Source organism: Herbidospora mongoliensis (assembly GCF_001570545.1).
GTDB lineage: Bacteria > Actinomycetota > Actinomycetes > Streptosporangiales > Streptosporangiaceae > Herbidospora > Herbidospora mongoliensis.
Genome location: NZ_BBXD01000024.1, coordinates 1 through 13,340, shown reverse-complemented (window position 1 = coordinate 13,340; position 13,340 = coordinate 1). Strand labels below are relative to the sequence as shown.

Here is a 13,340-nt window from a genome sequence, read left to right as displayed (position 1 = left end):
CCACCGGGCAAACACCGGAAACGCGCCCATTGCGCTTGGTCCTCCGGATGTGCATGCGCGCCTAGCAGGCCGAATGAGCCCCGCGCCGCCTTCGGCGGGAAAAGGAGAACCTGAAAGTTACACGGCGTCTTGACGCCCTTAATCGTGCTCCTTACCCTGCTCCCACCGATATCGGGAGAAGCCTCTCAATACGGTCGACGAATTTCTTCAGTGCCGTGGGAGTGGGATTGAACCAGCCGTTCGGCCACAGCGTTCCGTGCGACGACCTCAAGATCCGTTTCGCGGGACCGCGATCCGGCCGTTGGCCCCTCACGGTCGGCCAGAAGAACGTGCTGGAGTGGATCAGGCCGGACCTCCCCGGGCCCGCCGACATCCTGTCGGCGGTGGTGCGCGCGACCCGGGGCAGCACGATCGACACGGTCGGCGCGGCCCTGGGCGAGCTGATCGGCCGTCACGAGGCGCTGCGGACGGTGTTGCGGGGCGGTGAGCAGGTCGTACACGCGGAAGGAACGCTTCTCGCCGAGGTCGTCGAGGCGACGGGCACCGAACACGACTGGCACCCGTCCGGCGGGCGGGCCTTCGATCCCGCCGTCGACCTGCCGATCAGGGTGAGGGTGGTCACCCGGTCGGGAGTCCCGTTCCTGATCGTGCTGCACGTGTCGCATGTGGCCGCCGACCTGTCGGCGATGACGGTGCTGCGCAGTGAACTGACCGCCCTGCTGGCGGGTCGTCCGCTTCCGCCCGCCGTCTACCATCCGGCCGACCGCGCCACCTATGAACACAGCCCGACCGGTCAGCGGCAACTGGACGGCTCGATCAAATACTGGGTTCGCCAGACGGTCGACAGGCCGTTGTGCTCCCTCGGTCTGCCACACCGGTTTCCCGACGCCGAGGGCCACCACCAGATGCTGCTCGGCTCCCGGACCGCAGCCCAGGCACTGGCGGACGTCGCCGAGAAGACGGGCGTGCGGCCGCTGGCCGTCGTGATGGCGGCCTTCGCCTCGCTCCTGACGCGCTGGACCGGCAGCCCTGGATGCATGCTCAACTGCCTGTGCAGCAACCGCTTCTCCCCAGAACTGCGCGACTACGTCGGCACGGTGTCCCAGGAGACCTGGATCCCGTTCACCGCGTCGCCGTCGTTCCTGGAGACGGTCGTCCAGACGAACTGGGCGGCCTTGGCCGCCTACAAATACGGCCGGTACGACTCGGCGAAGCTCAACGCGGCCATGCGCGGGGCCGAACGGGCCCGGGGCATGCCGTGCCACCGTGACGTGGTCGTCAACAACACGACCGGCCACTCGCGCGCGATCCTGCCGGCCTCCGGCCTGGAACCCGGCGCGGGCGACCGGACGTTCGACGCACCCGTCGAGTTCGACGTCTACCGCCTGGACGGCAAGCTCGGCTGCGGCCTCGGCATCGACGGCCGGCTGGCCACCGCCGACGAGACCGCCGCCATCCTCGGCGGGGTCGAGCAGCTCATCGTCGCGGCCGCGGAGGGCGACGTCGATCCGGCCGCCTTCGGCATCGCGCCGGTGGAGCGGGGGCCGGGATGGGTGCGTGCGCGTTCGTGCTGGGTCGACCTTCCCGCCGTCCAGGCCGTCGCCGACCAGGCCCTCGGCCAGGGCGGCGCCCGGATCGAGGCCGACGGCGAACGGCTCGTCGCCCGGCTCGCGCCGGGCCTCGACGCGTCGGCGGCCGCCGAAGCGATGGTCGCGGCGGTCATCCGGCAGACCCGCCACGGAGTGGTCGCCCCCGGCGACTACGTCTGAGCGCGGCCAGGTTAGCGGACGGTTAACGCCCACCTCATCGGACGCTGATCTTCGCCTCTCTAGCGTGGACGGAGCCAATCCGAGGGGGATCTTTCCATGAGCAGCGACCTCGGCGGCCTCGCCGGGTGGGTAACCGGCCTGATGGAGACGCTGGGGGCACCCGGCGCCGGGATCGCCATCGCTCTGGAGAACCTCTTCCCGCCTCTGCCCAGCGAGGTCATCCTGCCCCTCGCCGGCTTCGCCGCGGCTCGGGGGGACCTCTCCCTGTGGGCGGTCATCGTGTGGACGACCCTCGGGTCGGTCGTGGGCGCCGCCGCCCTGTACGGCCTCGGCGCGCTCCTCGGCCAGGAGCGGTTGACGCGGCTGGCGGCCAAGCTGCCCCTGGTCAACCCGGCCGACATCGAGAGAACCCAGGCCTGGTTCGCCCGGCACGGCCGCAAGACCGTGTTCTTCGGGCGCATGATCCCGCTGTTCCGGAGCCTGATCTCCATCCCGGCCGGCGTCGAACGCATGCCGCTTCCGGTGTTCCTGCTGCTCACGACGCTCGGCAGCCTGGTGTGGAACACACTCTTCGTGCTGGCCGGCTATTTCCTGGGCGAGAACTGGGCCGTCGTCGAGGGCTACGCCGGCGTCGCGACCAACGCCGTCATCGTGCTGGTCGTCGTGGCCGTGGTCTGGTTCGTCGTCTCCCGGCTGACCAGGCGACGCCGGAACAGAGGCCCCGAGGCGTCTTCGCCCCGGGGCCGTCACGTCGCCTAACGCAGGTAGTCCTGCCAGGGGCCGGTGATGGCCAGCTGGATGCCCGGCGTCTGGATGTTCACGAAGAGGACCTTGCCGTCAGGGGAGAAGGTCGGCCCGGTGAACTCCGAGTAGGTCGGCTGGCCGTTGCTGGTGCCGATCTGGAGCTGGTTGCGCGCGATCGCGTAGGTCGGGCCGCCGGGGACCGAGCTGAGCACGTGGGAGGCGCGGACGCCGTCCTCGGCCAGGACCAGCGTGCCCCACGGCGTCACGGTGACGTTGTCGGGGCCGTCGAAGGTCATGTCGGTGTACTTCGGCGGCACGCCCTCGCCCTCGGCGAACGGGTTGTGCGGGAAGTACGTGACCAGGGTGATGGTCTCGTCCTTGTAGTCGTAGAACCAGACCATGCCGTCGTGCTTGGCGGCGTCCGGGGGCAGGTCGGCGGTGGCGAAGGCGAAGCTGTTGACGATGTAGCAGCCGTCGCCGTTGCTCCACACGCCCTCGAACTTCTTGCCCCGGGTGACGGTGCCCTCGGCGAACTGCTGGCGCGTCGGCACGGTCTTCGCGTCACGATCGGGGACCGCGATCCACGTCACGTTGAACGGGCGGCCCAGCTGCGCGGAGGTGATGTAGGAGACGTCGGTGATGATGCTGCCGTCGTCCGCGCGGATCTGCATGGCCTCGAGGGTGCCCTCGGTGTCGCCGAGGTGCTCGGCGAAGCCCTTCTCGAGCTTGCCCTGGCTCGCGGTCCAGCGGTAGAACAGCCCGTTCGGGCCGCTGGCGTCCTCGGAGAGGTACACGCGGCGCTGCTTGGGCTCGACCGCGAGGGCCTCGTGGTCGTAGCGGCCGAACGCCTTGATCGGCTTGGGCAGCTGGGTCTCGGAACCGGTCGGGTAGACCTCGAAGACGTAACCGTGGTCCTTCTGGTAGGTGCCGGACTGGCCACCGCCCGACCAGGTGCTACCGGCCTTGTTGGACGACTCCTCGCAGGTCAGCCAGGTGCCCCACGGCGTCACGCCGCCCGCGCAGTTGCGGACCGTGCCGGAGATGCCCACCCACTGACTGAGGAAGCCGCCGTCGGGGCCGGTGTTGACGACGGTGCAGCCGCCGGCCAGCGGCGCGCCCGGGTCGTAGACGGTGCCGGGGACGAGCGGGACACCGTTCGCCGAGCCCGGGCCCAGCTCGTGGTTCAGGATGATCGCGAAGCCCGCGTGCTTGCTGGAGACGACGCCGGCGCCGTCGTGGAGGCCGGGCGTCTTGCCCTGGCCGAACGACATGTCCGTCACGCCCTCACGGGTGACGATCTTGTACGAGAAGCCCTCGGGAAGGGCCAGGATCCCGTTCGGGTCATCCTTCAGCGGCGGGAACGGCCGCAGCGGCCGTCCGGCGGTTCCGGTGGAGGAAGCGGCCGAGGCCGGGGTCGTGGCGAGGCTGGGCAGCACTCCGCCGACAGCCAGCCCAACGGCGGTGCTTCCGAGCAAACGACGACGAGAGAGGCTCATGCATAACTCCTGCGATACACCCGAAGGCGGTGGTTCCCCGACCGGAAGAGTGTTTGAGCTTCAACTGAACCGCAGGCCAACGGTCCGTGGCCACAGAATGTTCATCTGACGATCACTTTGCGGGGGAGTGCCCACCGGCCGAGCCGACCCAGCCGTAAGAGTACGACTCATCAGGGTGGACGATCAGTCGGACACATATGAATGATTCATTCGGATCGTCGACGCTGACCGGCCTGACAGGCGGACATAACCCCAGCTCAACAGGTGGACACGGCAACCTCACCTGACGCCGGTACGCGCGAGCGCGGGAATAAGCGGGCTTAAGTCTTGACGATCAGGGCCGGTCCGACCGTAATGGGTAGCGGGTTCCCGAGGCGGCACACCTCTGGCCACACAGAATGACCCCGGCAACAGCGTGGCGGCGCGCGCCTTGCCCTGACTGATCTCCCATGTCAGGAAGGAACACGCATGTCCCGACGTCTGTGGCTCAGAATGCTGACCACGATGGCGCTCATCACGCCCGCAGTCGTCGCGCTCAACGCCTCTCCGGCGAACGCGCTGACCATCTCCGCCTCCGACTACCAGCAGATCTCGCTCGCGTCGGGCGGTAACGAGCTGGGGGAGGCGATGTCGCTGGCCGTACTGCCGAACCGATCGGTCGTCCACACCTCCCGCGACGGCACGGTCCGCGTGACCGACGTCAACGGCAACACGAAGGTGGCCGCCCGGCTCAACGTCTACAGCCACGACGAGGAAGGCCTCCAGGGGGTGGCGGTCGACCCGAACTTCGCCACGAACCGGTACATCTGGCTGTACTACTCGCCCCGGCTGAGCACCTCGAGCGGCGACGCCCCCGCGACCGGCTCCCAGTCGCAGTTCGACGCGTGGAAGGGTGAACTGTACCTGTCCAGGTTCACCCTCAACTCCGACGAGACGCTCAACACGTCCAGCGAGAAGGTGGTCCTGCGGGTCGCCAACGACCGGGGCCAGTGCTGTCACGTGGGCGGCGACATCGACTTCGACGCCCAGGGCAACCTCTATCTGACCACCGGCGACGACACCAACCCGTTCGAGTCCAGCGGCTACTCCCCGCTCGACGAGCGCACCAACCGCAACCCGCAGTACGACGCCCAGCGCTCCGCCGCCAACAGCAACGACCTGCGCGGCAAGCTGCTGCGGATCACCCCGCAGGCGGACGGCTCCTACACGATCCCCAGCGGCAACATGTTCGCGCCGGGAACGTCGGGCACCCGCCCGGAGATCTACGCGATGGGCTTCCGCAACCCCTTCCGGATGAGCGTCGACAAGGCGACCGGCGTCGTCTACCTGGGCGACTACGGGCCGGACTCCGGCTCGACCAACTCCAGCCGGGGCCCGAGCGGCCAGGTGGAGTTCAACCGGGTCACCGGTCCCGGCTTCTACGGCTGGCCGTACTGCACGGGAAGCAACTCCAGCACCGAGACCTACAACGAGTGGAACTTCTCCAGCAACAGCACCGGCAACAAGTACAACTGCTCCGGCGGCGCGACCAACAACTCCTTCCGCAACACCGGCCTGACCACGCTGCCCGCGGCCAAGCCCGCGTGGATCAGGTACGCCGGTGACTCCGGCTCGCCGTCGGAGTTCGGCTCCGGCTCCGAGTCGCCGATGGGCGGTCCGGTCTACCGGTACGACGCGAACCTGAACTCCGCCGTCAAGTTCCCCTCGACGCTCAACGGCCGCTTCTTCGCCGGCGAGTACGGCCGCCGCTGGATCAAGGCCATCGAGGTGACCTCCTCAGGTGGCTACGGCGAGATCTCCTCCTTCCCCTGGTCGGGGACGCAGGTGATGGACATGGCCTTCGGCCCCGACGGGGCGCTGTACGTGCTGGACTACGGCACCGGCAACAACAACCAGGCCCTCTTCCGGATCGAGTACATCGGCCAGGCCAACCGCAACCCGATCGCGCGGGCCACCTCCGACAAGACCTCCGGAGCGGCCCCGCTGACGGTGAACTTCTCCTCGTCGGGCAGTTCCGACCCCGAGGGCGGCTCGCTGACCTACTCGTGGGCCTTCGGCGACGGCACCACGTCCACCTCCGCCAACCCGAGCAAGACCTACTCCGCCAACGGCGCGTACACCGCCACGCTCACCGTCCGCGACCCGCAGGGTCTGACCGGCAGCGCGAGCGTGAACGTGACGGTCGGCAACACCGCCCCCTCGGTCACGCTCTCGAGCCCCGGCGACGGCCAGTTGTTCTCCTTCGGCGACACGGTGCCGTTCCAGGTCAACGTCAGCGACCCGGAGGACGGCACGATCGACTGCTCCCGGGTGACCGTGACCTACTCGCTCGGCCATGACAGCCACGCCCACCAGATCACCTCCAGGACCGGGTGCAGCGGATCCATCGTGGTGCCGGTCGACGGCGAGCACGACTCGGCGGCGAACATCTTCGGCGTCTTCTCCGCCTCCTACACCGACAACGGCAGCCTGACCTCGACCAGCACCCGCACGCTGCAGCCGCGGCACCGGCAGGGCGAGCACTTCGGCGCCCAGCAGGGCGTGCAGACGGCCGACCACACCACCGCCGAGGGCGGCAAGACGGTGGGCTTCGTCGACGACGGCGACTGGATCTCCTACACGCCCTACAACCTGAGCAACGCCACGAGCTTCACCGCTCGGGTCTCCTCGGCGGGTGCGGGCGGCCGGATCGAGGTCCGGACGGGTTCGGCGACGGGCACGCTGCTGGGCACGGCGACCGTCACCAGCACCGGAAGCTGGGAGACCTTCGCCAACGTCTCGGCGAACCTCAGCGGCGCGCCGTCCGGGGCCACCACGCTGTACCTCGTCTTCCGCGGCGCGACCGGCTCGGGCTACCTGTTCGACCTGGACGCCATCACCTTCACCACCGGCACACCTTCGACCGGCTGGACGGGCGCGTTGCGGGGCACCGCGTCGAACCGGTGCCTGGACGTCAACGGCGCGTCGACGACCAACGGAGCGCTGGCCCAGGTCTGGGACTGCAACAGCGGAGCCAACCAGCAGTGGACCAGCAACAGCTCCAGCGAGCTGCGGGTGTACGGCAACAAGTGCCTGGACGTGAGCGGCGCGGGCACGGCCGACGGCACCGCGGTGCTCATCTGGGACTGCAACGGCCAGAACAACCAGAAGTGGCGCCTGAACTCCGACGGCACCATGACCGCCGTCGGCGCGAACAAGTGCCTTGAGGTGAACGGCACCGCCAACGGCTCCAAGGCGCGCATCTGGACCTGCAACGGCGGCACCAACCAGAAGTGGGCCCGCGTCTGAGGTCCTCCGCCCCACCACAAAACCATTGAGGTGACGCCCGGCGCGGTCGCGCCGGGCGTCACGACGGAAGGACACACCCAATGCTGCGACATCTGACCTCTGCCGCACGCGGGCGCATGGGCGGCGACCGGAGGACATCGGCGCTGCGGCGCCTGGCGTTGACCGCGATGGCCGTGACCACCGCGGCCGCCACGACCCTGGTCCCGGCCGTTCCCGCCCAGGCCGCCGCCTTCAAAGTGCTGGTCTTCTCCAAGACGGCCGGCTTCCGGCACGACTCGATCGCCGTCGGCACCCAGGCGATCCGCGACATCGGCTCGGCCAACGACTTCACCGTCGACTCGACCGAGGACTCCAGCGCCTTCAACACCTCCAACCTGTCCCAGTACAAGGCGGTGGTGTTCCTCAGCACGACCGGTGACGTCCTCAACGACACCCAGCAGTCCGCCTTCCAGTCATACGTGGACGGCGGCGGCGGTTACGTGGGCGTGCACGCGGCCGCAGACACCGAGTACAACTGGTCCTACTACGGGCAACTGGTGGGCGCCTGGTTCAACAGCCATCCCGCGATCCAGCAGGCCACCGTCCGGAACGAGGACCGGGCCCACCCGGCGACCTCCCACCTGGGGACGACCTGGTCGCGTACCGACGAGTGGTACAGCTACCGCACCAACCCCCGAGCGAACGTGCGCGTCCTGCAGAACCTGGACGAGAGCACCTACAGCGGCGGCGGCATGGGCGACCACCCGATCACCTGGTGCCACCCCCAGTCAGCGGGCCGCTCGTTCTACACCGGCCTGGGACACACCCAGGAGTCCTACTCCGACTCCAACTTCCGCACCCTGCTGCTCGGCGGAATCAAGTACGCCGCCAAGGCCGCCAACGCCGACTGCCGCCCCGAGACCGGATACACCGCTCTCTACAACGGCTCGACGACGGGCTGGCAGCAGGCAGGTCCGGGATCGTTCTCGAACAGCTCGGCCACGCTGACCTCCTCGGGCGGCATGGGCATGCTGTGGTACAGCACCAAGCAGTTCGGGTCCTACTCACTCAAGCTCGACTGGAAGCTGAACGGCGACTCCAACTCCGGCGTCGTCGTCGGCTTCCCGGCCACCAGCGACCCGCAGACGGCGCTCAACACCGGCCACGAGGTGCAGATCGACGCGACCGACAGCTCCGACAAGACGACGGGCGCGATCTACGGCTTCAAGGCCGCGGACATCACCGCCCGCGACGCGGCCCTGAACCCCCCGGGCCAGTGGAACACCTATGAACTGCTGGTGGAGGGCGAGCGGCTGCAGGTCTGGCTGAACGGCGCCAAGATCAACGACTTCACCAACACCGACGCGAACCGCTCGCTCACGCAGGGGTACATCGGCATCCAGAACCACGGCTCCCCCGACGTGGTGCAGTACCGCAACATCCGCATCAAGGAACTGACCACGGTGACGCCCTCGCCGTCGCCTTCCCCCTCGCCCTCCCCGACGCCCTCGACCGGCTCCGCCCCCCTGCGCGGGGTGGCGTCAGGCCGGTGCCTGGACATCAGCGGCGCCTCCCAGTCCAACGGCGCGGTCGTCCAGATCTGGGACTGCAACGGCCGCACCAACCAGCAGTGGGCCACCACCTCCGCGAGCGAACTGCGGGTCTACGGCAACAAGTGCCTCGACGTGAGCGGCGCCGGCACGGCCAACGGAACCGCGGTGAGCATCTGGGACTGCAACGGCCAGAACAACCAGAAGTGGCGCCTCAACTCCGACGGCACCATCACCGCCATCGGCGCCAACAAGTGCCTGGACGTGGTGGGCTCCGGCACCGCCAACGGCTCCAGGCTGCACATCTACACCTGTCACGGCGGCGGCAACCAGAGATGGACCCGCTCCTGACGACAACCTGACGCGCCCCTGGAGCCGGTCGAAGCGCCCGGCTCCAGCGGGCACGCCCGCACTCGCCTAGATGAATGAGTCCAAGGGATCTGGTCGCGTTCAGTGGTCGTAGGCGATCAGTGAGCGTTTGATCGGCTCTTCGGTCTTGTCGTTGTGCCAGATCACCGCGGTCAGCGCGAGGATCCTTGACAGCACGCGGATGATGACCCCGGCGGGGGCGCGGCCGCCGTGGCGTTCCAGGTCGAGCTGGCTCTTGAAGGTCTGGTTGATCGATTCGATGGTCTGGCGCAGGGGTTTGAACAGCCGTGCTCCGGCCCGCTCGGGTTCGCCCTGGCGGGCCGGACGCAGGAGCCGGAGTTCACGTTCGGTCAGCGCCCGCTCGAAGTCCCGGCCGTAGTACTGGCGGTCGGCGATGATCGACTGGCCGGGACGCCCGGCCACGACGTCGGGAGCGGCGTCGAGCATGCCCAGCAAGGTCTGCCGTTCATCGGCCTTGGCGCCGGCCAGGGCGAACATCACCGGCAGCCCGCCCAGGGTGCAGACCAGATGAAGCCTCAGTCCCCAGAAGTAGCGCGAGTGGCTGGCGTAGTAGCCGTACTCGGCCCATCCAGCCAGGTCGCTGCGCCGGGCGGTGTCGCGGGAGCGACCGCATTCCACCGGGGTGGAGTCGGCCACCCACACATCGTCGCTCCACAGCATGGTGTCGGCGGCCAGCGCCCGGATGACGTGCAGGACCAGCCCTGATGCCTTGCGCAGGCGTTTGCCGTAGCCCGACTGGCCGGGCAGGTAGGGGAACATCCCACCGAGTTCGGCGTGGGCGTAGCGCAACCAGCGCCGTTCGGAGACGAAGCCCAGCAACGCCGACATGACCGCCAGGGTCACCAGCTCGGCGTCGCTGAGAGTGGGGGCGATTCCCGTCTTCGGTCGCCATGGTGCCAGGCCTGGTGAGGCCTTCAGCAGGTCATCGACCTTCACGTACAGTGCGGTTGCGAGGGTGTCTAACTTGGTCGTCACAACCCGAGCGTGGGCACCCTCGCCCTATCTCCGCAGCTACGCCTTGGACTCACTCATCTAGACAGAAACGAGTTCTCCGGACAGCCGATCTCCCGTGACCCTGGCCCGGACCATGGCCGTGAACAGCCCCGGCTTCTCCCCGTTCCACCCGTGCCCCACCCCGGGAACCAGACGCGCCTCGCCCTTCGGAAACGCGGCCGCGATGCCGGCCAGGGAGCGTTTGATGAGATCGTGCTCGTTCTCCCCGGCCACCGCCAGGATCGGGCACGGAGAGCTCCCGGCCTGGGCGGGAAGCCGAAAACCGAGTGCTTCACCGCTGACCGCGCGGAACGCCTGCCGCGTGGTGGCCCGCGCGGCGGTCTGATAGCCGTCCATGTCGTCCGCGGGAACGTTGAGCGCACGGGCATTGGCCCGCAGCACCGGCCCCCATTTCATGACCGGCGCGATCAGCGCGCCCATGAGCCGCATCCGCCCCGGGTTGGGGAACGGCAGAATGTTCACCCCGCTCACGACCGCCCCGGTCACCACGTCGGACGAGGTCGCGGCCAGACAGGCCCCCATATAGCCACCCAGCGAGAGCCCCACGACGTGAGCCTCGGCCGCCGGCACCCGCGAGGCGATCACCTCGGCCACCTGGCGCGCGGTGTCGGCGATCGAGATCCACGGCTGGGCGTTGCTCCGCCCGTGCCCCGGCAGATCGGGCACCAGGACCCGCATGTCGGTGGCCAGCGCGGCGACCTGGCTGGCCCACATCCAGCCGCTGGTCCCCACACCGTGGAGAAGCACCACCGCCGGCGCGTTAGCCGGGCCGGATTCCTGCACGAAGATCGCCATATCGGTCATGCTCGCACAGCCTCGTACGTCCACGGCTGGTGAAGTGGATCTAGCGGTAGTAGCAGGCGGGTGCGCTGCCCGCCATCTCGCACGTCCGGTTGTCCCCGCTCGAGATCTTGTACCAGCGGAAAGCCGCCACCGTCTGGTACGAACCGTTGATGCCGTAGATCCGGTAGCTCGATTCCACCATCAGCGCGTCGGTGTCCCAGTTCTGGCCGTTGATCTGGTCATCGGCCTTGCCGTAGGGCAGCCAGAAGGTGCGGCAACTGTAGGTCGTCCCGTTCGTCGCGGCGCATCTCTCCGTCCGGTTGGGGCCGGAGAAGGTGGCGATTTTCACGGTGTAATTCGAAGGAAGCCAATTGGTGACGTCTCCATCGAAGACACCTGCCTGGGCGGGTGCCACCACATGGACGGCCATACCGATGCCCATGATCAGCGCGGCCAGAAGGCGCGTCGTGCGTTTCATGCAGATCTCCGTGCTCTCGAGAAGTGCGGACGCCCGCCAGGCTATTGACCGGCAATACATTTCCCGTATACGCCGAAGACCAGGCTGCCTCCACGCGAAGTTCATGGCGAAGCGAGGCTCTCCAGAGAGCGCGGGGCGTTTGTGCGTTCGCGGCGGCGGTTCGGGCGTCGTCCCGCTGTATGAACGAAGGAGACCCGTGGAAGCGCCCGAAGGCGCGACCACGGGTCGCCCGTCTCCTGGCGGATGTTCCGCGCCACTACTCGAACCGGCCGGAGAGCCGCCGGCGGCATGTCACCAGGCCCAGTCCTGTTTTGGATTGGATCGGGTGCAAGTCTCGGAGTCCGTCACCTTGGGCCTCACACAGAGGTAGTAGTAGATCGGCATGGCCGGCGACTGCGCCCTGTTCCAAGCGCTGAAGCTCCGCTCCGCCGCGCTGGTGCTGGTGGGCCAGACGTTCTCGTAGTCCTCGATGTCGCTGGTGCTCCAGAACTCCCAGAAAACCCGGGCGTTGTAGATGCCCTTCTCCGCCCTGAGGGTGAAGGAATTGCGGCCCTTCGACATGTTGTGAGTGCCGGCGTTGTACCAGACGGTGGCGATGGTCTTACCGGACATCGTCATGGAAACCAAGCTGGTCGCGGCGTTGGCCGGTGTCAGGGTCCCGGCCACGAGGCCCACTGTGGCCGCGAGCGTCATAAGGGTCCGGCGGATCGTGCGCTGCATTCATGCTCCCTTGTCGTCGTACCGGGGGAACACTACGGAGCGCCTGCTATTGCTGTGACCGGAAACGATCGCCGGGTTCTGGTGCCTTGATCAGATTGCGAGTGGCAAGGGTCGGCCACCCCAGCGGACGCGTTTCTCACTGCGGATGCGAGCGCGTTCGCGACGTTGGGCGGCCAGGACGTCGGGGTGGCGGGCGTTGGCGTTGCGCCAGCGCAGGTAGGCATGCAGAGCCCGGGTCTGGACGGTGTGGTTGGGGTGGTCGGAGCCTGCGATGGTGAACTGGCGCAGAGGTCCGAAGTGGGCCTCGATGGGATTGGCCCAGGAGGCGTAGGTCGGGGTGAAACACAACTCGACCTTGTTCTTCTTCGCCCAGGTGCGGATGCGCCAGTTCTTGTGCGCCGACAGGTTGTCCAGGATCACGTAGATCGGAGCCCCGTCGGGGCGTGCCGCGCGGATCGATCGCAACGCGGCCCAGGTGTGATCGATGCCCTTGCGGCGCCGGTTGACGCCCCACAAGGTGTCGTCGCCGACGGAGTAGCAGCCGTGGAAGTAGGTGATCCCGTGGGTGCGGTGGTAGGTCGCCGGCAGCCGTGCGGGCCGTCCTTGTGGTGCCCAGCCCGATCCGTGGGCGGGGCGGATGCCCAGCGGCCCGAACTCGTCGAAGGCGAAGGTTCGCTCCGGCCGCTGGGTCAGGGCGTACTCGATCCGGTCCAGCTTGGCGTCGAAGTCGGGGTCTGGGGATTCCTTCCAGGTTTTGGTGCGCTGGAAGGTGATCCCGCGCCGCCTCAGCAGGACGCGTAACGCCTCCCGGCCGACCTGGATGGCCTGGCCGGGAAGAGCCCGCAGGTAGATGGCGAGTTTGCGGATGGACCAGCGGGTGAAGGGCTGCCCGAGCCGGGCCGGGCGGGTGATGGCCGTCGCGGCGACGAAGTCTTCTTCGTCGTCACTGAGCAGGCGGGGACGGCCTCCCGCCCACCGAGGGTCCAGGCAGGCCAGCCCCATCTCGTTGAACCGATGGATCACATCGCGGACGGTGTCCTCATCAGCTGCCACCAGACGGGCGATCACCGGGACGGTGTTTCCTCCGGCCGAGGCCAGCAGGATCATCGCCCGCCGGTACCGGACCGAG

Annotated in this window: 10 protein-coding genes; 4 read left to right on the top strand and 6 right to left on the bottom strand. The window is 68.2% G+C overall.

What is annotated here, in order from left to right; all coding sequences use genetic code 11:
• Positions 1-227 precede the first annotated feature (227 nt).
• On the top strand, positions 228-1,769 hold the full coding sequence (locus AW272_RS34620; protein WP_066374080.1) for a condensation domain-containing protein: 1,542 nt from the start codon (positions 228-230) through the stop codon (positions 1,767-1,769).
• Between the two features lie 96 nt (positions 1,770-1,865).
• Positions 1,866-2,528 carry a DedA family protein gene (locus AW272_RS34615; protein WP_066374079.1) on the top strand — a complete coding sequence of 221 codons (663 nt, stop codon included), beginning with the start codon at positions 1,866-1,868 and terminating at the stop codon, positions 2,526-2,528.
• Here AW272_RS34615 and AW272_RS34610 read toward each other — a convergent pair.
• Entirely contained in the window at positions 2,525-4,009 is a 1,485-nt protein-coding gene (locus AW272_RS34610) for an alkaline phosphatase PhoX (RefSeq protein WP_066374075.1), read from the bottom strand. The genes AW272_RS34615 and AW272_RS34610 overlap by 4 nt on opposite strands.
• Before the next feature lie 468 nt (positions 4,010-4,477).
• Between AW272_RS34610 and AW272_RS34605 the strand changes: the two genes are divergently transcribed.
• Positions 4,478-7,297, top strand: a complete 2,820-nt coding sequence (locus tag AW272_RS34605; protein ID WP_066374073.1) for a PQQ-dependent sugar dehydrogenase — start codon at positions 4,478-4,480, stop codon at positions 7,295-7,297.
• A gap of 80 nt (positions 7,298-7,377) precedes the next feature.
• Positions 7,378-9,177 (top strand): ThuA domain-containing protein, encoded by a 1,800-nt coding sequence (locus tag AW272_RS34600; RefSeq protein ID WP_218011161.1) that lies wholly within the window; start codon positions 7,378-7,380, stop codon positions 9,175-9,177.
• Between the two features lie 99 nt (positions 9,178-9,276).
• Here the strand turns inward: AW272_RS34600 and AW272_RS34595 are convergent, their stop codons facing one another.
• The 5 genes from AW272_RS34595 to AW272_RS34575 form a co-directional block, all read right to left on the bottom strand.
• Positions 9,277-10,191, bottom strand: a complete 915-nt coding sequence (locus AW272_RS34595; protein ID WP_066374071.1) for an IS982 family transposase — start codon at positions 10,189-10,191, stop codon at positions 9,277-9,279.
• Positions 10,192-10,248: 57 nt separating this feature from the next.
• A complete protein-coding gene (locus tag AW272_RS34590; protein WP_169807685.1) occupies positions 10,249-11,025 on the bottom strand; it encodes an alpha/beta fold hydrolase in 777 nt (258 codons plus the stop codon).
• Positions 11,026-11,074: 49 nt separating this feature from the next.
• Positions 11,075-11,491, bottom strand: a complete 417-nt coding sequence (locus AW272_RS34585; protein ID WP_066374066.1) for a hypothetical protein — start codon at positions 11,489-11,491, stop codon at positions 11,075-11,077.
• Between the two features lie 291 nt (positions 11,492-11,782).
• The gene (locus tag AW272_RS34580) at positions 11,783-12,211 is read right to left on the bottom strand and encodes a hypothetical protein (protein WP_066374062.1); all 429 of its coding nucleotides are present in this window, start codon (positions 12,209-12,211) and stop codon (positions 11,783-11,785) included.
• A gap of 90 nt (positions 12,212-12,301) precedes the next feature.
• Positions 12,302-13,340, bottom strand: a 1,039-nt coding sequence (locus tag AW272_RS34575) for an IS630 family transposase (RefSeq protein ID WP_066374060.1), incomplete at its 5' end; no start/stop codon positions are given.